We start from the raw sequence: 20,147 nt of genomic DNA on the forward strand, positions 1-20,147 counted from the left end.
GTGCACTCCGGGTACCGTCCAGTAACTGCCCCCGGCCGACAGCCCCGCCGGCAGGCAGCAAGGACGAGGGGGACGCGTGCCCGACATCGCGCCACGACCGACAGGCCCGTACGCCGGGGGACCGCCCGCGTCGGCCCTGCACGTCGACATGCCCCCGCTCGAGCGTTTCGGTCTGCGCGAAGCCGGCCGCACGGTCGTCGTCGCCGTGGTGCTCGTCGTCAGCGTGCTGCTGAAGCTGCTGGCCTGGCCACTGCGACCCGACGGGCGCGGCCCGGCCGACGCCGCCGCCGAGGGCACCGTCGACGCATTCGAGATCCTCGGCCCCACGTTCGTCAAGCTCGGCCAGCTCATGGCGTCGTCGTCCGGTGTGTTCCCCAAGCCGCTGGCCGACGCGTGCCTGCGCTGCCTGGACGACGTCGCGCCCGTCTCCGCGGACCAGGCCCGCGCCGTGATCGAGGAAGACCTCGGGCATCCCGTCGGCGAACTGTTCGCCCGGTTCGACGACCTGCCGCTGGCCGCCGCGTCCGTCGGCCAGGTGCATGCGTGCGTGCTGCACGACGGGCGGGAGGCGGTCGTGAAGGTGCAGCGGCCCGGCATCGCCCACCGCATGCTCATCGACCTGCGTGCGGCCTACCTCGGCGCGCGCCTGCTGCAGGCCTTCGAGTTCTTCCGCATCGCGAACGCCACCGCCATCATCCGCGACCTGCACTCGTCCACGATGACCGAACTCAACAGTGCGGTCGAGGCGGACCGGCAGAGCCGGTTCCGGGAGTGCATCGGCGCGTTCGGGGACAACACGGCCGTCACCACGCCGCAGGTGTACTGGGACTACTGCGGGCCGCGCGTGATCTGCATGGAACGCCTTCGCGGTGTGCCCATGGACCGCGTGCCCGCCGACGCCGGCATCGACACCCGCCTGCTCATCCGCCGCGGGGTGAAGGTATGGATCGAATCGGTCGTCCTGCACGGGCCGTTCCACGGCGACGTGCACGCCGGGAACCTGTGGCTGCTCGACGACGGCCGCCTCGCCTTCCTGGACTTCGGCATCGTCGGCGAGCTGCCCGAGCACTGGCGCGCCATCCTGCGCGACCTGTTCCGCGCGACCGCCATCGACGGGGACTTCGCCCGCGTGGCGCAAGGCATCCGCGCACTCGGCTACACCAGCGGACTCGATGCCGACGATGCCGAGATCGGCCGGCAGGTGGCGCAGGCCCTCGCTCCGCTCCTCGGCCGCGACCTCGGGCAGCTCCGGCTCAGCGAACTCATCGTCGCGCTGATCCGGCTCGGCAAGCAATGGGGGATCGCCAGCCCGGAGGAACTGGTGCTGTTCGGCAAGCAGCTCGGCTACTTCGAGCGCTACGCCACCGCCCTCGCCCCCGGCTGGGTCATCGGCCAGGACCTGTACCTGCTGCGCAACGTCTTCCCGGAGGAGGTGGCGCGCCGCGCCGGCGAGCAGGGGCTCGAGCTACCCGCGTAGCGCGGGCGCGGGCGCGCGGGGCGCGGGGGCGAGCGAATGTATCGTTCAGCTCCTCACGTCGACAGCATGGTCCATTCGCTCGGTTCGAGCCGGGGCGGCCCGACGGGTGCGGAGTGCGCCGGGCGCGTCAGCCCACATGCGTGACGGGTATCGAAGCCCCGGTGACGGCGGCGCCGTCGTCGGAGAGCAGGAACCGGATCACGCGCGCGATCTCGGCGGGCTGCGACCACGAGCGCCGGTTCGCGTCGGGCATCGCCGCCCGGTTCGCGGGCGTGTCGATTACGACGGGCAGCAGCGCGTTGACCCGGACGCCGTCGGCGGCGTACTCGACGGCCAGGGTCTCGACCAGTGCGGTCACGGCGGCCTTCGACGCGACGTAGGCGGCGCCCCCGGCGAACGGCCGCTTCGTCGCCGCGGTCGACATGCAGACCACCGACCCACCGCTGCCCGCGAGCAGGTGCGGCAGCGCCGCGCGGGTCACGGCGTAGGCGGTGCGCACGTTGAGATCCAGCTGGGCGTCGAGGACCTCGATCGGAGTCTCGTGCACCCGCGGCCCCGAGGTGAACCCGCCCACCAGATTCACCACACCGAACAGGGGCGCGGATTCCTCGGCCGCCGCGAGCGAGACGGCCTGCCGCAGCTGCGCCTCGTCGGACAGGTCCGCCTCCACGAGATGCAGACGCGGATGGTCCGCGAGCCGGCCGAGTTCGGTACGAGCCACCCAGGGGACCACGACCCGCCAGCCGGTCTCGAGCAGATGCGTCGTGACGGCGGCACCGAGCCCGCCGGTGCCGCCGGTGACGAGCGCGGTCCGGATCGCGGTCATGGGAATCCTCTCGGCCGAGCGGACGGATGCCCGTCCACGATAGGCGTCGGACGTGCCCGCGCATCGCGATACCGAGCCACACGTGCCGGTTCCGGACATCGACAACCGTCCCGGCGGTTGTCGATGTCCGAAACATGCACTCCGATAGTCGAATCCGGATCGCCGACGGACGGGGGTGGTCCTATGCCGTGCGCGACGCCGCGTACGCGCCCTGCCACACCGTGTCGAACGGCGTGTGCGCCCCGACCCGGCCCTCGATGCCGGCGGTGACGAAGTCCTTCGCCAGCGCGACGGCGGCGGGCACGTCGGCGCCCTTGGCGAGTTCGGCGGTCACGGCCGCGGCGAGCGTGCAGCCGGCGCCGGAGACCCGTTCCCGGCCGACCTTCGGCGCGGAGAACACGGTGACCTCCACACCGTCGAAGAGCACGTCGACGGCGTCGTCGCCGGCCAGCTCCACGCCGCCCTTGGCCAGGACGTACCGCGGGCCGAGGGCGTGGATGCGGCGGGCGGCCTCGACGAGGCCGTCGACGCTCTCGATGCGGTCCATCCCCGCCAGGGTGCGGGCCTCGAACAGGTTGGGGGTGACCACCGTGGCCAGGGGCAGCACGGCCTCGCGCAGCGCGTTGTCGGTGTCGAGCGCGGCGCCGGGCTCCTGACCCTTGCAGATCAGCACCGGGTCCAGGACGACGTGCCGCCACGACTGGCGACGCAGGCCCTCGGCGACCACCTCGATGGTCGAGGGGGTGCCGAGCATGCCGATCTTGACGACGTCGAGGTCGTGGGCCGCGGTGGCGGCCTCGATCTGGTCCGCGATGACCTCGGGCGCGATCGGGACGAAGCGGTGCGACCAGTCGTTCCGCGGGTCGAACGAGACGATGCAGGTGGTGGTGCCGACGCCGTAGACGCCCAGCTCCTGGAATGTCTTCAGATCCACCTGCAACCCTGCGCCGCCGGTGGCTTCGGACCCGGCGATGACATAGGCGAGGTCGACCACGATGTACTCCAATCCGATGGGGGACAGACTGCGTGCCGGACCCGGAAGGTACCGGCACGTCGGGGGAGACCACGGCTGCCCGCGACGTCGTCGCCGGGTTCGCACGATCGGTCCCGGCACCAGGCTAGCGCGCCCGGCCGTGCGTCCCGGCCGGACGACCTGCGCCGATGACCGGCGTCACATGCGGCCCGGCGCATGTCGGTGCGGTGCGGCACCATGGGAATCGACCGGTCGAGGCACGACGACAGAAGGTGGGCGGCATGTGCGGTCGGTATGCGAGCACGGTCACCGATCAGGAACTGCGCTCCCTGTTCGACGTGGTGGAGACGGTGGGCGAGCCGCTGCCCCCGTCGTACAACGTCGCGCCGACGCAGACGGTGCGGGTGGTGCTCGAGCGCGCCCCGAAGGACGATCCGGGCGGGGAGGCGGTGCGTCAGCTCCGGTCCGCCCGGTGGGGGCTGGTGCCGTCGTGGGCCAAGGACCCGAAGATCGGCAACCGGCTGATCAATGCCCGCTGCGAGACGATCACCGAAAAACCGTCGTTCAAGGCCGCGGCCGCCCGGCGACGGTGCATCCTGCCGGCCGATGGGTACTTCGAGTGGCAGAAGCGCGAGGACGGCACCAAGGTGCCGTACTTCCTGCACGGCGACGGCGTGCTCGGAATGGCCGGCCTGTACGAGCTGTGGCCGGATCCGAGCCTGCCGGACGACCATCCCGACAAGTGGCTGTGGACCGTCACGGTGCTGACGACGGAGGCCACCGACGCCGCCGGGCAGATCCACGAGCGGTGCCCGCTGGTGCTGCCGCCGTCCTTCCACGACGTGTGGCTCGATCCGGCCCTCACCGACCGCGACGACGTCGACGCGCTGATCGCCTCCGTCCCCGAACCCCACCTGGAGCCCTACGAGGTCGGCACCGCGGTCAACAACCCTCGCAACAACCGCCCGGAACTGCTCGAGCCGGTGTGAGCGGCGCGGGGCCATCGGGGCTCGGGCGGCCCTGCCGTGGCGCGCCTCGCGATCCGAATCACATTCCGTGAAGGGAGGATTCGCGGAATCGGGGGGCGATGCTGTGGAACGCCGTGCCGACGGGTCTCGACCGGATCGCGTGCCCCGTCACCCTCGCGCAGGGCGTACTCGACGTCGTCGCCTCCGCGCAGACGGTGCGGTACGTCCCGCTGGTTCCCGGGGCCCGGTTCGTGCCGCTGCCGTGGGCCGGGCATGCGCCGCAGTGGGATGTCCCCGAGGCGATCGTCGACCTGGTCCGGCGGGCCGCGGCGGAGGCATGATTCCGGCGAGCGGGTGCCGGCTGCACTTCCGCTGGTGGCTCAGCCGATCCGGACGCCGTCCGTGACGACCCAGATTCCGTCGGCGCTCTCCCGGACGGGCCGGCGCAGCTGGAGCACCACGATGCTGCCGTCCGCCCGGTTGGTCACCTCGACGGTGTGCGGGTCGGCCGCGCGTGCGTCGGTGTCGCTCCATCCGAATCGGTCCGCCACGAACGCCTGCGCGACGAGGGACGGATCCAGCCGCCACGGCTGGCTACCCTCGTCGACCGCGCGCTGAAGCGCTTCGGCCTGCTCCGGGGTGAGGTCTTCTCCGGGAAAGGACGACCCGGCCGGTGGCGTCGCGTCCTCGCTCGTCGCGGCCGGCGACGTCTCCGGCGAGGAGGACGCGGGGGCGCTCTCGGCCGTCGTCGCCGGTGCCGGTGCCGACGCGGGAACGGACGCGCTCGTGGTCGATTGCGCGCCCGGCGTGGTGTCGCCGTCGCCGCACGACGCGACCAATCCTACCGAGACAGTCACTGCAGCAACAGTTTTCGGCAATCGTACCCGCACGGAATCCTCGTCGCGATCCGGTCACCGAGGCCGGGTGAACCGGAACTCCCACGGTTGCTGCCCCTTACCGGTCTGCACCCAGTGATCGTCCTCGATGTGCCGGAGCACCTCGGCGAGGCTTCGGTTCATCTCCGGCGCCCACGCCTCCTGCGGCGGGATGTCCCCCCACGTCCGGGGGACCGGGAAGGTGGGACCGACATAGCGGCGTTCCTCGTCCACCCGGCCGACGAACCGCTTGTACGCGTTGCCGTACTGCGAACTCAGCGTCGCGAGCAGGGAGGCCCACCACGACGTGCCGCCCGCGTCCTCCAGCTCCACGGTCAGCGTCTCCGCGTCCCCGGTTCCCGAGCTCTCGCCCATGTCTACTCCCCACCTCGTCCTTCGCGGTGTCCGTCACCGGCGACGGGAGTCGACCGTTTCTCGCTCACCAGCCCCTCGATGTGCTGGAAGAGGTCGTTCTCGCCCATGGGAAGGCCCCCTCGCCGTGGTCGTGCCCCGGGCATAGACGGTATCCGGGGCAGACAAACCCGTCCGCGTTTCGCGGTCCCACGGCTCGGGTACCTCGCAGCCATGAGTATCGAAGACGGTCCCGGCGACACGCTCAGCCCGAGCGAGGGCCTCGATTCCGACGAAGTCCGCAACGACGACGGCGACGAGGTCGTGGACCCGCCGGAGGGCTGGAGCGGGGCCGACCGGTTCGGCACCACGCAGCGGGAGGAGCAGGAAGGCGAGTCGCTGGACCAGCGCCTCGCCGAGGAGGAACCCGACGTGGCGCCCCCGGAGCCGCTCGAGCGGCCGGTTGCGGCCATGCCGGACGACGAGCTGACCGAGGACATCGTCGACGAGGTCTACGACGGCGGAGGCGGCACAGCCGTCTACGACGGCGGAGGCGGCACAGCCGTCTACGACGGCGGACGTAAGCACGCAGAGCTGGTCGAGGGTGTCATCGTCGAGGACTCGCGGGTCGATCGAGGTCAGATCGGCGGCAGCCCCGAGGACGGCGAGTCCCTCTTCCCGGTGGTCGAGTGAGATGGGCGCCGCCGGTGACGCGCAGGTGCCGACACGGAGGCGGTCCTGCCGTGGTAGGGGTGTCCGGAAGAGCGATCGATGCAATGATCATTTGTCATGAGTGACAACTCGGGAGTTGCAGGCAGGGGCGGGCTCACCGTCGGCTCGCGGGTGGTGGTGCGTCGTGGCGACGACAAGAGCCGACTGCCCGGAGTGGTGGTCGAGGACTATGCGAGCGAAGCCGCCCGGGCCGGCGAGCAGCTCGGGCGGGACTGGGCGCCGGTGCGCCGGTGGGCCGTCGCGCTGGACGACGGCCGGCTCGTCTTCGCCGACGACGACGAGGTCGAGGCGGAGCCGAAGAAGTCCTGACCGCTGTCCGTACGCCCCGGACCCTCGCGATCAACCCCGCCGGCGTGCCGGCCTTGGACGAACCGGGCGCATCGAGAAGTGCGGTTGGCTCATGTCTGAATCTGCTAGGTTGATACCTAGCTGATCTAGGCATAGGAGTTCTATGTACCTCGACAAGGACCTGGTGGCGGCCTCGGCGACCCCGCTTGTGCTCGGAATCCTCGCCGACGGCGACTCCTACGGGTACGCCATCCTCAAACGAGTCAAGGATCTGTCCGGTGGACGGATCCAATGGACCGACGGAATGCTGTACCCGCTGCTGCATCGCCTGGAACGGTCCGGATACGTGTCGGCGTCGTGGGGAAGTTCCGACAGTGGGCGACGGCGCAAGCACTACGCGATCACCGACGCAGGCCGGAGCGTGCTCGCGGAACGGCGCAGTCAGTGGGACGTCGTGGCGGACGCGCTGGACCAGGTCTGGCGCTGCGCCGAGGTGCCCGCGACCCCCGCCGGAGGATGGTCGTGATGGACACCGATGCCGCGCTGGAGTCGCAGATCGGTCAGTGGCGCGTCTACGTCGAGCGTCGTCGCGCGATATCCGCCGCCGACGCCGACGAGATGGAAGACCACCTGCGTGACCAGATCTCGGATCTGTCCGCCGCCGGACTGGGGGCCGACGAGGCCTTCCTGGTCGCGGTCAAACGCATGGGCAGCGTGGACGACATCTCCCGCGAGTTCGCGCGGGAGCATTCCGAACGCCTGTGGAAGCAACTCGTGCTGATGCCCGCACCGGACGACGGTGCCACGCGGCCCACACGTGAGCTGTTCGTCGTGCTCGCGCTCGCCGTCGGCGCGGCGGTCGCCCTGAAGGCCGGACTGGCGACACTGGACGAGGGCGTCGTCGTGCGCAACGTCAGCCTGCTCGTGCTTCCGTTCCTCGCCGGGTACTTCGCCTGGAAGCGCCGCGTGACGCCCCGCGGCGCCGCGGCGCTGCTGGTGCCGTTCGCCCTGGTGGCGGTCGTGACGAACGCGTTTCCCTTCGTCCCGAACGGATCGACCGAGGTGATCGCCGCGATCCATGCCCCGATCGCCTTGTGGTTCGTCGTCGGCCTCGCCTACGTCGGAGGCGAGTGGCGGTCCGACCGGCGGTGGATGGACTTCGTCCGATTCACCGGCGAATGGGTCGTCTATCTCACCCTGCTCGCCCTCGGCGGCGGCGTCCTCGTGGGCCTGACGATCGGCGCGTTCGACGCGCTCGGCACGGATGCCGAGTGGGTCGTCGAGGAGTGGGTGCTGCCGTTCGGTGCGGCGGGCGCGGTCGTCGTCGCCGCCTGGCTCGTGGAGGCGAAGCAGAACGTGGTGGAGAACATCGCGCCCGTCCTCACCCGCGTGTTCACACCCCTCACAATCCTCATGTTGCTGGTGCTGCTCGCGGCGTTCGCGACGACCGGTAGCGTCGTCGACGTCGACCGAAACCTGTTGATCCTGATGGACCTCATCCTCGTCGTCGTCCTGGGGCTGCTGCTGTATGCGATCTCCGCCCGCGAACCTCACCTGCCGCCCGACCTGTTCGACCGTCTCCAGCTCGTCCTCGTCGTCCTCGCTCTCGCGGTCGACCTGCTCATGCTCACAGCCATGCTCACCCGGATCGCGGAGTTCGGCTTCACCCCCAACAAGGTGGCCGCTCTCGGGATGAACCTGGTCCTACTGGTCAATCTTGCCTGGTCGGCCCGGCTCGTCCTCGGGTTCGTCCGTGGCCGCCGCGGGTTCGGCTCCCTCGAACGCTGGCAGACCCGCTACCTGCCCGTCTTCGGCATCTGGGCGGCGCTGGTCGTCTGCCTACTCCCGCCGATGTTCGACTTCGCGTGACCGTCGGTCACCGAACAACGGCAGTCGATCCGTCCATGCCTTTACAACCGGTCCGCAAGGCAGTAATTTGAACGATCGTTCGACCTAATCTACTGCCTGCCGCCGATCGCCGGCCGAAAGGACCTCCGCATGAGCGCACCCGAGGACGTCGTACTCTCCCGCCGGGAAGGCCACGTCACGACGTGGACGATCAACCTGCCCGAGGCGCGCAATCCGATCTCCGGCGACGACGTCGTCGAGCGGCTGGTGCAGCTGGTGGAGGAGGCGAACGCGGACTACGAGACCCGCGTGGTGATCCTCACCGGCGCCGGCAGCGCGTTCTCGGCCGGCGGCAACGTCAAGGACATGGCCGACCGCGCCGGGATGTTCGGTGGTGCCCCGCATCAGCTGCGTGAGGGCTACCGTCGCGGGATCCAGCGGCTGCCCAAGGCGATCTACCACTGCGAGGTGCCGATCATCGCCGCCGTCAACGGACCCGCGGTCGGCGCCGGCTGCGACCTGGCCATGATGTGCGACATGCGGATCGCTTCGAGCACCGCATTCTTCGCCGAGAGCTTCGTCAAGCTCGGCATCATCCCCGGCGACGGCGGCGCGTGGCTGCTGCCCCGCGCCATCGGTGCGGCGCGGGCCGCGGAGATGGCCTTCACCGGCGACCGGGTCGACGCGGCGACCGCGCTGGACTGGGGCATGGTCTCCCGCGTCGTCGAACCCGAGCAGCTGCTGGTCACCGCGAACGAACTCGCCGCCCGCGTCGCGGTGAATCCGCCGCACGCGCTGCGCATGACCAAGAAGCTGATGCGCGAGGGGCAGCGCCAGGATCTCGACAGCATCCTCGAGCTCTCCGCCGCGTTCCAGGCCCTCTCGCACCACACCGCCGACCACGGTGAGGCACTCTCGGCGTTCCTCGAACGCCGCACCGGGAACTTCACCGGCAACTGACCGCCCCGGCCCCCGAGCCGCCGCACACAACGAAGGAGAGACGGCCGTGGAGCGGACGATCTTCACTCAGGAACACGACGAATTCCGTTCCATGCTGCGGGATTTCATCGACCGCGAGGTTCTGCCGCATCAGGCGGAGTGGGATGCGCTGGGCCGGCCGCCGCGCGAGTTCTTCCACCGTCTCGGTGAGCTCGGCGTCCTCGGTATCCAGGTGCCCGAGGAGTTCGGCGGCGGCGGCGAATCGAGCTTCAAGTACAACGCCATCGTGTTCGAGGAGGTGGCCCGGGCCGGCGTGTCGTTCGGTTCCTACACCGTGCACTCCTGCCTGATCCTGCCGTACCTGCTCGAGTACGGCAGCGACGAGCAGCGGAAGCGCTGGCTGCCGGACTTCGCGTCCGGCCGGATGATGACCGCCATCGCGATGACCGAGCCCGGCACCGGCTCGGACCTGGCCAACATCGCCACCACCGCCAAGCTGTCCGCCGACGGCTCGCACTACGTCGTCAACGGCGCGAAGACGTTCATCACCGGCGGCGTCACCGCCGACCTGGTCCTCACCGTCTGCCGGACGGCGCCGTTCGACCCGGAGGACCGCCGTGCCGGCCTGTCGATCCTCTGCGTGCCCACCGATGCCGAGGGGTTCTCCGTCGGTCGCAAGCTGGACAAGATCGGGCTGCACCAGCAGGACACCGCCGAGCTGTCGTACCAGGATGTGCGGGTTCCGGTGGAGAATCTCCTCGGCGAGGAGGGCAAGGCCTTCGGCTACCTCGCCCACAACCTGCCCCAGGAACGTCTGAGTATCGCGCTCAACCAGGTCGGCCAGGCCGCGGCCGCGATCGAGCATGCCGTCGCATACACCAAGGACCGCAAGGTGTTCGGCAAGCCGGTGGCCTCCTTCCAGAACACCAAGTTCGTTCTCGCGGAATGCTCCGCCGAGGTGCAGGCGGCGCGAGTCTTCGCCGACCACTGCCTCGAGCTGCTCGACCGGGGCGAGCTGTCGGTGGCGGACGCCGCCCGTGCCAAGCTGTACTGCACCGAGGTCGCCGGCCGCGTGATCGACAAGTGCCTGCAGTTGCACGGTGGCTACGGCTACATCACCGAATACCCGATCGCCCGCCTCTACGCCGACACCCGCGTCAGCCGGATCTACGGCGGCACCAGCGAAGTCATGAAGACGATCATCGCCAAGGACCTCGGCCTCTAGACGTCCCGGTGGGACCGGCAGAAGGAGCACGAATGTATCCAGGACGCTATGCCTCGATCACCCCGGACAAGCCGGCGGCGATCGAGGCGGCCACGGGGCGCGAGATCAGTTACCGCGAGCTCGAGGACCGTTCGGTGCAGTTCGCGCACTGGCTCCGCGCCCACGGCCTCGGCGCGGGCGACCACCTCGCCGTGCTGTCGGTCAACGACGTGACCGTCTTCGAACTGTACTGGGCTGCAGTGCGTTCCGGCATGTACGTGACGTTCGTGAACACGCATCTCGCCCCGCCCGAGGTCGCCTACATCGTGGACGATTGTGACGCCGCGGCTCTCGTGGTGTCCGCGCCGCTCGTGGACCTCGCGGTCGCCGTGGCCGGCGACACGCCGAAGGTGCGGCACCGCCTGGCGTTCGGCGGCGACGTTCCCGGCCACCTCGGATACGAGGCCGAGATCGCCGCGATGAGCACCACCGCGCCGGTCGACCAGCCCGGCGGGACGGACATGCTCTACTCGTCGGGCACGACCGGCCGGCCGAAGGGGATCAAGCCCGCGCTCAGCGGAGCGCAGGTCGGTGAGCAGGCGGCCTCCAACGCGGTCGGGCTGCTGCAGAGCTTCGGCTTCGACGACGACTGCGTGTACTACGCGCCCGCCCCGATCTACCATGCCGCGCCCCTGCGGTTCGGCGCCGCGGCGCAGGCACTCGGCGGCACAGCGATCGTCGCGGGCAGGTTCGACGCCGAGACCTGCCTCGCCGACCTCGAGCGCTACCGCGTGACCCACAGTCAGTGGGTGCCCACGCATTTCGTCCGGCTCCTGAAGCTGCCCGAGCAGGTCCGCGGCCGCTACGACCTGTCCGCGATGCGCGCCGCCATCCACTCCGCCGCGCCGTGCCCCGTCGAGGTCAAGCAGGCGATGATCGACTGGTGGGGCGAGGTGATCTACGAGTACTACTCGTCCACCGAATCCGTGGGCAGCACCATCGTCTCGCCGCAGGAATGGCTCCGGAAGCCCGGCACCGTCGGCCGCACCGGACACGGCCATGCCAGCCTCGCGCACATCTGTGCCGAGGACGGAACGGAGTTGCCGCACGGACAGATCGGGTTGATCTACTTCGAACGTCCCGGCTACAGCTTCGAGTATCACAACGACCCGGAGAAGACGGCCGAGTCCCGCAACCCGCTCCACCCCACCTGGGCGACGACCGGAGACATCGGATACCTGGACGAGGACGACTACCTCTTCCTCACCGACCGGGCGAAGTTCACCATCATCTCCGGCGGGGTGAACATCTATCCGCAGGAGATCGAGAACGCCCTCGCCTTGCACCCCAAGGTGTTCGACGTGGCAGTGATCGGTGTGCCGGATGCCGAGATGGGCGAATCGGTCAAGGCGGTCGTCCAGCCGGCGGCGGGCGTCGCCGGCGACGACGCGCTCGCCGCGGAGCTGATCGCCTACTGCCGCGACCGCATCGCCGGGTACAAGTGCCCGCGCAGCGTCGACTTCGTCGACGCGCTGCCCCGGACACCCACCGGCAAGCTCGTCAAGGGGGCGCTGCGCCCCGCGACCGCCGGAGGAAACGGATGAGTGTTCGACGGGGAACATACGCACGACAGGGCGACACCGTGGCGCCGTCGGAGCGGCAACGGGTGTTCATCGAGGCGGCGCGTCGCGAGTTCGTCCGCAACGGATACGGTGCGTCGTCGATCCGGACGATCGCCCAGGAGGCGGGCGTGAGCCTGTCGGCGCTGTACTACCACTACAAGAACAAGCAGGACCTGCTGCTGGCCATCCTCATCGACGGCGTGAACGCCTTCGACGCGATGTGCGACGAGGAGCTGTCACGCGTCGGTGACGACCCGGTGGAGCGGCTCCGGGCCCTGGTGGTCGCCCTGGTCCGGTTCCGGACCATCTGCCAGGAACAGAGCCTGATGATCGGCACCGAGGTTCGCAACCTGGAACCGGAGAACGCGGCCGTCTACGAGCAGCGGCGGCGTTCCGGAAACGAGTTGCTGGGCAGCATCATCGACGACGGGATGCGATCCGGAGCGTTCACCACCCCCTACCCGGAGGACTGTCGCCGCTCGATCCTGGCGATGACGACCTCGATCGCGAACTGGTACGACCCGGACGGTCCGGACACCCCCGCCGACATCGCGGCCCGGTACGGCGATCTGGCCCTGCTGTTGCTGCAGCCGCGACCCTGACCCCCTCACGGAAGAAGACGACCATGCGTACATCACTGGTACCGTCCGCCGGTGCCCCCGACCCGAGTCTCGCAGCGTTGCGGGCCGAGGTGCGCGCCTTCCTGCGCGAGCAGATCGAGGCCGGCGTGTTCACCCCGGGCGTGGACACCTGGCTCGCCCGCTGGAACACCGACTTCACCAAGGCCCTGGCCGCCCGCGGCTGGGTCGGCATGACCATCCCCACCGAGTACGGCGGGCACGGCCGCACCTTCATGGAGCGTTTCGTCGTCACCGAGGAACTCCTCGCGGTCGGCGCGCCGGTCGCCGCCCAGTGGGTGGCGGACCGGCAGGCCGCGCCCTCGCTGCTCAAGTACGGCACCGAGGAGCAGAAGCGACGGTTCCTTCCCGGCATCGCCCGCGGCGAGATCTGCTGGGCCATCGGCATGAGCGAGCCCGAGTCCGGATCCGACCTGGCGAGCGTGAAGACCAAGGCCGTGCAGGTCGACGGCGGCTGGCGCATCACCGGCACCAAGCTGTGGACCTCCGGCGCCCACCACGCCGACGCCTTCTTCGGGCTGGCCCGCTCCGCCCCGCTCGACCCGGCGCACCGGCACGCCGGGCTGAGCCAGTTCATCGTCCTGCTCGACTCGCCCGGCGTGGAGATCCGGCCCGTGCTGTCGATGTCCGGTGAGCACCACTTCAACGAGGTCGTCCTCGACGACGTGTTCGTGCCCGACGACCTCGTGCTCGGCACGATCGGCGACGGCTGGGCGCAGGTCACCTCCGAACTCGGCTACGAGCGCAGCGGCCCGGAACGCTTCATGTCCACCTTCGGTGTGCTCGCCGGCGCGGTGGACGAGGCAGCCGCCGGCCGCCTGCCGGCCGACCCCCGCATCGGCGCGTTCGTCGGCCGGATCTTCGGCCTGCACCACATGTCGCGCGGGGTGTCCGAGGCGCTGCAGCGGCACGAGAACGCGGAGGTCGCCGCCTCGGTGGTCAAGGTGCTCGGCACGCAGGCCGAGGGCGACATCGCCGACCTCGCCGACGAGCTGGCCGGCGAGAGCGACACCGCTGGTGACGAGTTCGCCGAGCTGGTGCGGTCGGGTGTCATGCAGCGTCCCGGATTCACCCTCCGAGGCGGCACGAGTGAGATTCTGCGCGGGGTCATCGCGCGGGGATTGGGGATGCGCTGATGAGCAACGCGACGAACGGCACGTCGACCGATAACGATGTGGAGATGCGCGAATTCGCGCAGATGCTCGAACAGGTCTTCGGTGAGCGCCGCGGCGACGATCACCGCCTCACCGGGCCGCTGCGCCTCGACCGCGAATTGTGGTCCACTCTGGTCGAACTCGGTCTCGCCCGGCTCACCGGTCCGGAGGCGGACGGGGGCAGCGAGGCGGGCTGGGCCGAGGCCGCATATCTGCTCGGCGCCGCGGGCGCCGGTGCCGCGGCGGTGCCGGTGGCCGAGAACGACCTCCTCGCGGGCTGGCTGCTGCAGCTGTCCGGCTGCAAGCGCGCGGTGACCGATCCGGCGGCGGCACGCACCGCCGCCGTGCTGACCGCCGACGGCTCGGCCCGGCACGTGCCGTGGGCCCGCGACGTCGACGCCGTGGTCGTGCTGTGGGAGGCGGACGGCACGTGGCGGGTCGCCGACGTCGCCCGCGCCGACGTCGAGGTCACCGAGGCGGTCGACGTCGCGTCCGAGCCGCGCGACCACATCCGTGTCGACGTCGCCGCGCTGTCCGGCGCCGAAGTTCCGGCGGGCACCGCGGAGGAGTTCCTGCGCCGGGGGGCGCTCGCCCGGGCTCTCGCGATGAGCGGCGCGATGGAGCGGGTGCTCGACCTGGTCGTCGAGCACACCACCACGCGTGTGCAGTTCGGCCGTGCCCTGGGCAAGTTCCAGGCCGTGCAGCACCTGGTGTCGGACATCGCCGCCGAGGGCGCGCTCGCGCGTGCCGCCGCGCAGGCAGCCGTGACGATCGCCGAGGATTCCGGATTCGGCAGCGACGAAGCGGGATTCGCGATCGCTGCCGCGAAGTCCTGCGCGGGGCACGCCGCGTCGGTGGTCGTGCGCAACGCCCACCAGAGCCTCGGCGCGATCGGCTTCACCATGGAGCACGAGCTGCACCGGCACGCGAACCGGCTGCTGTCGTGGCGCAGGGAGTTCGGCTCCGTGCGGTTCTGGGACGAGGTGCTCACCGCGGCGGCCGTCGACGCCGGGTCCCGGGGGCTGTGGCCGTTGATCGCGGACGGCCGACCGGAATAGGGCATCCGCCGCGGCCCGCTGGACAGGTACCACCGGCCCGGTATGAACTGTGGGGTGACGGCGCGTGTTCCGGCGGTGCCGGACCGACGAGGAGAGGTGCGAGTGCAGGACGAGCAACAGCGCGTGCCCGGACCGGTGAATCTGCGAGATCTCGGCGGACTGCCGCTGACCGACGGCGGTCGCACCGCGCCCGGCGTGCTGTATCGGGGCGACGCCTGCTACACCGGCGACGTGGTGCGCGGCATCCTCTCCGACCGGCCGCCCACGACGGTGGTGGACCTGCGATCCGACGCCGAACGCGGGCACCGCGCCTTCACCTGGCCGGACGGCACGCACGTGCATCGCCTGTCGCTGCACGCGGACGCCGCGCCGGCCGGGCGCACCGGCCTCGGCCTCGCCGAACTCTACGGCCGGGTGTTCGACGTGGCCGCGCCGCTGTTCGCCGGGCTCGTGCCGGTCGTCGCGCGGGCCGCGGGCCCGGTCCTCGTGCACTGCACCGCCGGCAAGGACCGCACCGGTCTCGCGGTCGCCGTCCTGCTGCTCGCCGCAGGCGTGGAACCGCAGGCCGTCGTCGACGACTACGCGGCCACCGACACGAACATGCCCCTGCTCCTCCGTCGCTGGGAGGCCGTCGGGCTGCGCGTGGGCGGCTCGTTCCCGGGCGGCGACCGGGCGGTGCCGTCCGACCTGTTCCGCGCCCCGGCCGAGGCGATCTCCCCGATCGTCGAACGCCTCGTCGCGCATCCCGGAGGGCCGGGGGCGTGGCTGATCGACCACGGGGCGGGGGAGGACGACGTGCGGCGGTGGCGCGCACGTGCCCGAGGAGAAGACGTGGCTGCAACGGTATACGGAGACAGGAAGGCACCGACGCGATGAGCGAGAACAGCGAGCCGAAAGCCGGGGGATCGGCGGGACTGCCGCTGGAAGGCATCACCGTCGTCAGCCTCGAGCAGGCGGTCGCCGCCCCCATCGCGACCCGCCATCTCGCCGATCTCGGCGCCCGTGTCATCAAGGTCGAACGCATCGGGGAGGGCGACTTCGCCCGCAACTACGACGCCGCCGTGCACGGGCTGGCATCGCATTTCGTGTGGCTCAACCGCGGCAAGGAGTCGATCTGCGTCGACCTCAAGTCCACCGAGGGCGTCGCCGCGGTGCGCCGGCTCGTCGGCGAGGCCGACGTGGTGATCCAGAACTTCGCGCCCGGCGCGGCGGCGCGGCTCGGGCTCGGCGCCGACGAGCTGCGGCGCGAGCGGCCCGAGCTGATCGTGGTGAACATGACCGGTTACGGCACCGAAGGCCCGCTGCGCGAGCGCAAGGCCTACGACATGCTGGTCCAGGCCGAGACCGGGCTGTGCTCGATCACCGGCACCCCGGAGACCGCCACCAAGACCGGCATCCCAACCTCCGACATCGCGGCCGGCATGTACGCGCTCACCTCGATCCAGGCGGCGCTGTTCCGGCGCGAACGCACCGGCGCGGGGGCGACGATCGACGTGTCGATGTTCGACGCGACCGTCGAGTGGCTCGGCCACCCGATGTACCTGCAGATGTACCAGGACACGCAGGTGCAGCGGATGGGTCTGAGCCACGCGTCGATCGCGCCCTACGACGCGTACCCGACCGTCGACGGAAAGATCCTCATCGGCGTGCAGAACGACCGGGGCTGGCGGGCGCTGGTCACCGAGGTGTTCGGCCGCCCGGATCTCGCCGGGCACCCGAAGTTCGCGACGAACATCCTGCGGGTGCAACACCGCGCCGAGACCGACGCGGTCGTCGCCGAGAACACACGCCGCTTCGAGACCGCCGAACTGGACAAACGTCTCGCCGCGGCCGGTGTTCCGGCCGCCCGCCTGAACGACATGAAGCACCTGATCGAGCATCCCCAGCTCGCCGAGCGCGACCGCTGGCGGGAGGTCGGCACCGAGGCCGGCGCGGTGCGGGCGGTGCTGCCGCCCATGACCTTCTCCGATGTCGAGATGCGCATGGGTGCGGTACCGGCGCTGGGACAGCACACCGACGCAGTGCTCGCCGAACTCGGCCTCACCGACGCGCAGGTCGCCGGGCTGCGTGCCGCCGGCATCGTGCAGTAGCCGGTAGTCGTCCAGCGCAGTACCCGAACCCGAAGGAGCCCGACGTGCCCCAGCTGCTGCAGCTCGATTCGTCCGCGAACCGGCAGACGTCCGTCACGCGCGAACTGACCCGCCTGTTCGCCGACACGTGGCGCCGCCGCGGACCCGGCTACACCGTGGTCGAGCGGGACCTGCACCGAGACCCGGTCCCGCATCTCGCGGACGCGGAACTGCACTATGCGCCCCGGCTGCGGGTTTCCGGCGTCGCCGTCGATCCTGCGGCCGAGGCGGTGCAGACCGAGCTGATCGCCGAGGTCGCCGCCGCCGACGTCGTCGTGATCGGCGCCCCGATGTACAACTGGTCGCTGCCGTCGACGCTGAAGGCGTGGATCGACCACGTCCACGTGCTCGGCACCACCGTGCCGTTCGACACGCTGGACCAGCCGTTCGCGGGCACGCCCGTCGTGGTGATCTCGAGCCGTGGGCTGGCCTACGGGCCCGGCGATCCGGACGAGGGCCTCGACCACACCGTGCCGCCGCTGCAGCAGGTGCTCGGCACGTCACTGGGCATGGACGTCACGGTCGTGACCGCCGAATACACTCTCGCGTCCCGTATTCCGGCGCTGGCGCCGATGACCGAGCGCTCCACGGCGAGCCTGGACGCGGCGCGCGAGCGGGTGCAACGGCTCGCGCACGACCTCGGCGCCTGACCGGCGCGCCCGTCCGCCCGTTTGGTTCTCAGGCGAATTCGGCGTCGGCTCCGCGCTCGTCAAGGTAGTCCGCGCCAGGGACACCGAGTTCCCCTGGTAGCCGGTCAAGCTCCACATGGAGGCGGCCGGGGCGAGCAGCTCGGCCTGCTGCACCGAGCCCGCGGGTGCGCGGGCAGTCAGGTCGTCGAAGACCTGTGCGACCTGCGGGAGACGGCCCGGGCCCTTCCGCCGTTCGCATCTGCCCCGGGAGATGCGCCGGTTCTGGTGGGCCGATCGGGCTCCCACCACGATCCCTTCGTTCGGCCCTGCCGCGCCGCGCTCGAGCAGACGCTGTCGATGTGATGCGTCCACATCGCGGGTCGCTCGTCAGAAGAGTCAAGTTCCCCACCCAGGGGAGCGCGTCTCGGAAGGACCCTCAGATGATGACCAGCCGTGTCCACATCGCGCTCGACGTCGACGACACCAACGCACCGCCCCTCCCTGCGGGGGTGCCCCACCGTCCGGGCCGGCGACATCGCGGCGCGCTGGCGGTGCACGTGCCCGGCACCGGTTCGGAGGCGTGAGATGAACACCCCTGCAGTAGTTGTGGAAGATCTCCATGTCGCCTACGACAAGACGTGGGCGCTCGACGGCCTCGACCTCGAGGTGGGGGCGGGCACGACGCTCGGCGTGCTCGGCCACAACGGCGCCGGTAAGACGACCTTGATTCGCGTGCTCACCACGCTGGTGCGGCCGACCGTCGGCCGGGCGCTGGTCGAGGGCCTCGACGTCGTCACCGATGCGATGGACGTCCGCCGCCGGATCGGGGTCACCGGCCAGTACGCCGGCCTCGACGAGTTCCTCACTACCCGAGAGAATGTGGAACTGATCGGCCGCCTCGCCGGCCTGCGTGGTCGGGCACGGGCTCGGGCCGATACCCTGATCGACCGGCTCGGATTGCACGACCTAGCGTCGCGGCGGGTCGGTGAGCTCTCCGGCGGTTCACGACGTCGGGTCGACCTGGCCGCCAGCCTGGTCGGATCTCCGTCGGTACTGTTCCTCGACGAGCCGACCACCGGCCTGGATCCCATCGCCCGCAGCGCGCTGTGGGACGTCGTCGACGAACTCACCACCAACGGCACCACCGTCGTGCTCACGACCCAGTACCTCGAAGAGGCCGACCGGCTTGCCGACCACATTGTCGTGCTCAGCCAGGGGCGGGTCGCCGCCCGCGGCACTCCCGCCGAGCTGAAGCGGATTGTCGGCGGCAAGGTGGTGACCGCCACGATCCCCACGCACCAGCTCGGCGACCTGCCGTTCCGCCCCGACGCCGAAAATCCCGTCGAGGACGGCCGGGTCCGTGTCGCACTCACCGTGGGCGACGCGATGACCGCTGCCGAACTCGTCGCCCAGCTCACCCGGGACCGCGTCGGCATCAGCGACCTCGATGTCACCTCGCCCAGCCTCGACGACGTCTTCACCCACCTCACCCACAACGGAGCCACCCGATGAACGCCATGCTCACCACCGGACCCGGGCGCTCACCCGCCGCGGACCAGCTCGCCGCCCTCGTGGTCCGCAATCTGCGCACGAGTGCCCGCGTCCCGCAGTTGCTGATGTTCTCGCTGACCATGCCGATGGCGATGTTGGTCCTGTTCAGTCAGGTGTTCCGCAGTGTGGCGGCCGGACCCGGCTTCCCTCCCGGGGTCAGCTACATCGACTTCCTCACCCCCGCCATGCTGGCAGTCTCCACCGTGATGGCCGGCACCAACGCGGGGGTGTCCGCGGCGATCGATCACACCAACGGCCTGCACGATCGCTTCGCCGCGCTACCCATGCGGGGGGCGCTGCCCGGTGTGGCGCGCACGCTCAACGAAGCCGCATTCACGCTCGCCCGGGCCGCGCTCCTCGGTGTCGCCGCCGTCGTACTCGGATTCGAGTTCCATGGCACCGTCGTCGACGCCCTGGCCGGGATCGTCGTTCTCGCCGTGCTGGCCGCGGCGATGAGTGCCCTGTTCGGGCTCATCGGTGACCGACTCCGCCGTCCCGACGTGGTGCAGTTCGCCGGGATGATGGTGATGATGCCGCTGATGTTCGTCTCGAGCGCCTTCGCCCCGATCGAGACCATGCCCGGTTGGATGCAGGCCGCCGCGACGCTCAACCCGGTCGCGCACGCCACCGATGCCCTGCGCGGCCACGAGCTCGGCACCGCCACGTTCGGCGACACGGCCACTGCCGTCGTCGCCGCGGTCGCGCTGGGGGCGGTGGTGACGCTCCTGCCCGGCATCGCGCGCCGGGTGCGCGCATTGGTCGCGCGTTGAGGCAGCCCACCTGGGCGGTGCGCCGCGCTGGAGACGAAGATCGCGACCCACCGGGACGACCTCGTCGTGCAGCGCGGACGCACTCCTCGACCAAGGAACAGGTATTCATGACGGT

General features: G+C 70.6%; 23 protein-coding genes. 19 read left to right on the forward strand and 4 right to left on the reverse strand.

Annotated elements, in window-relative coordinates:
- Positions 1–76 precede the first annotated feature (76 nt).
- Positions 77–1,477 carry an ABC1 kinase family protein gene (locus A4U64_RS01595; protein ID WP_006947345.1) on the forward strand — a complete coding sequence of 467 codons (1,401 nt, stop codon included), beginning with the start codon at positions 77–79 and terminating at the stop codon, positions 1,475–1,477.
- A gap of 127 nt (positions 1,478–1,604) precedes the next feature.
- On the opposite strand, the gene A4U64_RS01600 is transcribed toward A4U64_RS01595, so the two are convergent.
- Positions 1,605–2,303, reverse strand: a complete 699-nt coding sequence (locus tag A4U64_RS01600) for an SDR family NAD(P)-dependent oxidoreductase (RefSeq protein ID WP_029546250.1) — start codon at positions 2,301–2,303, stop codon at positions 1,605–1,607.
- A gap of 181 nt (positions 2,304–2,484) precedes the next feature.
- Complete coding sequence (gene thiD / locus A4U64_RS01605; protein WP_065923381.1) at positions 2,485–3,297, reverse strand: bifunctional hydroxymethylpyrimidine kinase/phosphomethylpyrimidine kinase; 813 nt, start codon at positions 3,295–3,297, stop codon at positions 2,485–2,487.
- 260 nt (positions 3,298–3,557) lie between these two features.
- On the opposite strand from thiD, the gene A4U64_RS01610 reads away from it, so the two are divergent.
- Complete coding sequence (locus tag A4U64_RS01610; RefSeq protein ID WP_044476587.1) at positions 3,558–4,265, forward strand: SOS response-associated peptidase; 708 nt, start codon at positions 3,558–3,560, stop codon at positions 4,263–4,265.
- Between the two features lie 98 nt (positions 4,266–4,363).
- Positions 4,364–4,585, forward strand: coding sequence for an alpha/beta fold hydrolase (locus A4U64_RS01615; protein WP_232334147.1), 222 nt, complete (start codon positions 4,364–4,366; stop codon positions 4,583–4,585).
- 39 nt (positions 4,586–4,624) lie between these two features.
- Here A4U64_RS01615 and A4U64_RS01620 read toward each other — a convergent pair whose 3' ends face one another.
- Positions 4,625–5,101: an acyl transferase gene (locus A4U64_RS01620; RefSeq protein WP_065922054.1), complete on the reverse strand. Its 477-nt coding sequence runs from the start codon at positions 5,099–5,101 to the stop codon at positions 4,625–4,627.
- A 54-nt stretch (positions 5,102–5,155) separates the two neighbouring features.
- Positions 5,156–5,494: a hypothetical protein gene (locus A4U64_RS01625; RefSeq protein ID WP_006947355.1), complete on the reverse strand. Its 339-nt coding sequence runs from the start codon at positions 5,492–5,494 to the stop codon at positions 5,156–5,158.
- Between the two features lie 210 nt (positions 5,495–5,704).
- Between A4U64_RS01625 and A4U64_RS01630 the strand changes: the two genes are divergently transcribed.
- The 16 genes from A4U64_RS01630 to A4U64_RS01700 all read left to right on the forward strand — a co-directional run bounded on the left by A4U64_RS01630 (position 5,705) and on the right by A4U64_RS01700 (position 20,032).
- Positions 5,705–6,163, forward strand: a complete 459-nt coding sequence (locus A4U64_RS01630) for a hypothetical protein (protein ID WP_065922055.1) — start codon at positions 5,705–5,707, stop codon at positions 6,161–6,163.
- Positions 6,164–6,259: 96 nt separating this feature from the next.
- Positions 6,260–6,511: a hypothetical protein gene (locus A4U64_RS01635; protein ID WP_006947358.1), complete on the forward strand. Its 252-nt coding sequence runs from the start codon at positions 6,260–6,262 to the stop codon at positions 6,509–6,511.
- 142 nt (positions 6,512–6,653) lie between these two features.
- Positions 6,654–7,016 (forward strand): PadR family transcriptional regulator, encoded by a 363-nt coding sequence (locus A4U64_RS01640; protein ID WP_006947362.1) that lies wholly within the window; start codon positions 6,654–6,656, stop codon positions 7,014–7,016.
- Complete coding sequence (locus A4U64_RS01645; protein ID WP_065922056.1) at positions 7,016–8,359, forward strand: permease prefix domain 1-containing protein; 1,344 nt, start codon at positions 7,016–7,018, stop codon at positions 8,357–8,359. The genes A4U64_RS01640 and A4U64_RS01645 overlap by 1 nt, the downstream gene beginning before the upstream one ends.
- Before the next feature lie 129 nt (positions 8,360–8,488).
- Entirely contained in the window at positions 8,489–9,298 is an 810-nt protein-coding gene (locus A4U64_RS01650) for a crotonase/enoyl-CoA hydratase family protein (protein ID WP_006947364.1), read from the forward strand.
- Between the two features lie 46 nt (positions 9,299–9,344).
- A complete protein-coding gene (locus A4U64_RS01655; RefSeq protein ID WP_029546232.1) occupies positions 9,345–10,502 on the forward strand; it encodes an acyl-CoA dehydrogenase family protein in 1,158 nt (385 codons plus the stop codon).
- 32 nt (positions 10,503–10,534) lie between these two features.
- Entirely contained in the window at positions 10,535–12,085 is a 1,551-nt protein-coding gene (locus A4U64_RS01660; protein ID WP_029546230.1) for an acyl-CoA synthetase, read from the forward strand.
- The gene (locus A4U64_RS01665; RefSeq protein ID WP_043802744.1) at positions 12,082–12,705 is read left to right on the forward strand and encodes a TetR/AcrR family transcriptional regulator; all 624 of its coding nucleotides are present in this window, start codon (positions 12,082–12,084) and stop codon (positions 12,703–12,705) included. The genes A4U64_RS01660 and A4U64_RS01665 overlap by 4 nt, the downstream gene beginning before the upstream one ends.
- Before the next feature lie 23 nt (positions 12,706–12,728).
- The gene (locus A4U64_RS01670) at positions 12,729–13,877 is read left to right on the forward strand and encodes an acyl-CoA dehydrogenase family protein (protein ID WP_006947369.1); all 1,149 of its coding nucleotides are present in this window, start codon (positions 12,729–12,731) and stop codon (positions 13,875–13,877) included.
- Positions 13,877–14,953: an acyl-CoA dehydrogenase gene (locus A4U64_RS01675; protein WP_006947370.1), complete on the forward strand. Its 1,077-nt coding sequence runs from the start codon at positions 13,877–13,879 to the stop codon at positions 14,951–14,953. The genes A4U64_RS01670 and A4U64_RS01675 overlap by 1 nt, the downstream gene beginning before the upstream one ends.
- 96 nt (positions 14,954–15,049) lie before the next feature.
- On the forward strand, positions 15,050–15,829 hold the full coding sequence (locus A4U64_RS01680; RefSeq protein ID WP_044476590.1) for a tyrosine-protein phosphatase: 780 nt from the start codon (positions 15,050–15,052) through the stop codon (positions 15,827–15,829).
- Positions 15,826–17,043, forward strand: a complete 1,218-nt coding sequence (locus A4U64_RS01685; RefSeq protein ID WP_065922057.1) for a CaiB/BaiF CoA transferase family protein — start codon at positions 15,826–15,828, stop codon at positions 17,041–17,043. Before A4U64_RS01680 ends, A4U64_RS01685 begins: the two co-directional genes overlap by 4 nt.
- 44 nt (positions 17,044–17,087) lie before the next feature.
- Positions 17,088–17,732 carry an FMN-dependent NADH-azoreductase gene (locus A4U64_RS01690; protein ID WP_065922058.1) on the forward strand — a complete coding sequence of 215 codons (645 nt, stop codon included), beginning with the start codon at positions 17,088–17,090 and terminating at the stop codon, positions 17,730–17,732.
- Positions 17,733–18,151: 419 nt separating this feature from the next.
- Positions 18,152–18,295: a hypothetical protein gene (locus tag A4U64_RS28435; RefSeq protein ID WP_198163359.1), complete on the forward strand. Its 144-nt coding sequence runs from the start codon at positions 18,152–18,154 to the stop codon at positions 18,293–18,295.
- Position 18,296: 1 nt separating this feature from the next.
- Positions 18,297–19,223, forward strand: coding sequence for an ATP-binding cassette domain-containing protein (locus A4U64_RS01695; RefSeq protein ID WP_050035939.1), 927 nt, complete (start codon positions 18,297–18,299; stop codon positions 19,221–19,223).
- Entirely contained in the window at positions 19,220–20,032 is an 813-nt protein-coding gene (locus tag A4U64_RS01700) for an ABC transporter permease (protein WP_006941430.1), read from the forward strand. The genes A4U64_RS01695 and A4U64_RS01700 overlap by 4 nt, the downstream gene beginning before the upstream one ends.
- Positions 20,033–20,147: the final 115 nt, after the last annotated feature.

This window comes from Rhodococcus sp. WB1, from assembly GCF_001700945.1.
Lineage (GTDB): Bacteria > Actinomycetota > Actinomycetes > Mycobacteriales > Mycobacteriaceae > Rhodococcus > Rhodococcus aetherivorans.

What these genes read in the sequence shown, in the direction of transcription:
- A4U64_RS01660 (WP_029546230.1), top strand. Translation starts at nt 10,535, where the DNA reads ATGTATCCAGGACGCTATGCCTCGATCACCCCGGACAAGCCGGCGGCG.
- A4U64_RS01695 (WP_050035939.1), top strand. Translation starts at nt 18,297, where the DNA reads ATGAACACCCCTGCAGTAGTTGTGGAAGATCTCCATGTCGCCTACGAC.
- A4U64_RS01615 (WP_232334147.1), top strand. Translation starts at nt 4,364, where the DNA reads ATGCTGTGGAACGCCGTGCCGACGGGTCTCGACCGGATCGCGTGCCCC.
- A4U64_RS01625 (WP_006947355.1), bottom strand. Translation starts at nt 5,494, where the DNA reads ATGGGCGAGAGCTCGGGAACCGGGGACGCGGAGACGCTGACCGTGGAG.
- A4U64_RS01700 (WP_006941430.1), top strand. Translation starts at nt 19,220, where the DNA reads ATGAACGCCATGCTCACCACCGGACCCGGGCGCTCACCCGCCGCGGAC.
- A4U64_RS01610 (WP_044476587.1), top strand. Translation starts at nt 3,558, where the DNA reads ATGTGCGGTCGGTATGCGAGCACGGTCACCGATCAGGAACTGCGCTCC.
- A4U64_RS01635 (WP_006947358.1), top strand. Translation starts at nt 6,260, where the DNA reads ATGAGTGACAACTCGGGAGTTGCAGGCAGGGGCGGGCTCACCGTCGGC.
- A4U64_RS01685 (WP_065922057.1), top strand. Translation starts at nt 15,826, where the DNA reads ATGAGCGAGAACAGCGAGCCGAAAGCCGGGGGATCGGCGGGACTGCCG.
- A4U64_RS01630 (WP_065922055.1), top strand. Translation starts at nt 5,705, where the DNA reads ATGAGTATCGAAGACGGTCCCGGCGACACGCTCAGCCCGAGCGAGGGC.
- A4U64_RS01675 (WP_006947370.1), top strand. Translation starts at nt 13,877, where the DNA reads ATGAGCAACGCGACGAACGGCACGTCGACCGATAACGATGTGGAGATG.
- A4U64_RS01640 (WP_006947362.1), top strand. Translation starts at nt 6,654, where the DNA reads ATGTACCTCGACAAGGACCTGGTGGCGGCCTCGGCGACCCCGCTTGTG.
- A4U64_RS01650 (WP_006947364.1), top strand. Translation starts at nt 8,489, where the DNA reads ATGAGCGCACCCGAGGACGTCGTACTCTCCCGCCGGGAAGGCCACGTC.
- A4U64_RS01665 (WP_043802744.1), top strand. Translation starts at nt 12,082, where the DNA reads ATGAGTGTTCGACGGGGAACATACGCACGACAGGGCGACACCGTGGCG.
- A4U64_RS28435 (WP_198163359.1), top strand. Translation starts at nt 18,152, where the DNA reads ATGATGACCAGCCGTGTCCACATCGCGCTCGACGTCGACGACACCAAC.
- A4U64_RS01645 (WP_065922056.1), top strand. Translation starts at nt 7,016, where the DNA reads ATGGACACCGATGCCGCGCTGGAGTCGCAGATCGGTCAGTGGCGCGTC.
- A4U64_RS01670 (WP_006947369.1), top strand. Translation starts at nt 12,729, where the DNA reads ATGCGTACATCACTGGTACCGTCCGCCGGTGCCCCCGACCCGAGTCTC.
- A4U64_RS01600 (WP_029546250.1), bottom strand. Translation starts at nt 2,303, where the DNA reads ATGACCGCGATCCGGACCGCGCTCGTCACCGGCGGCACCGGCGGGCTC.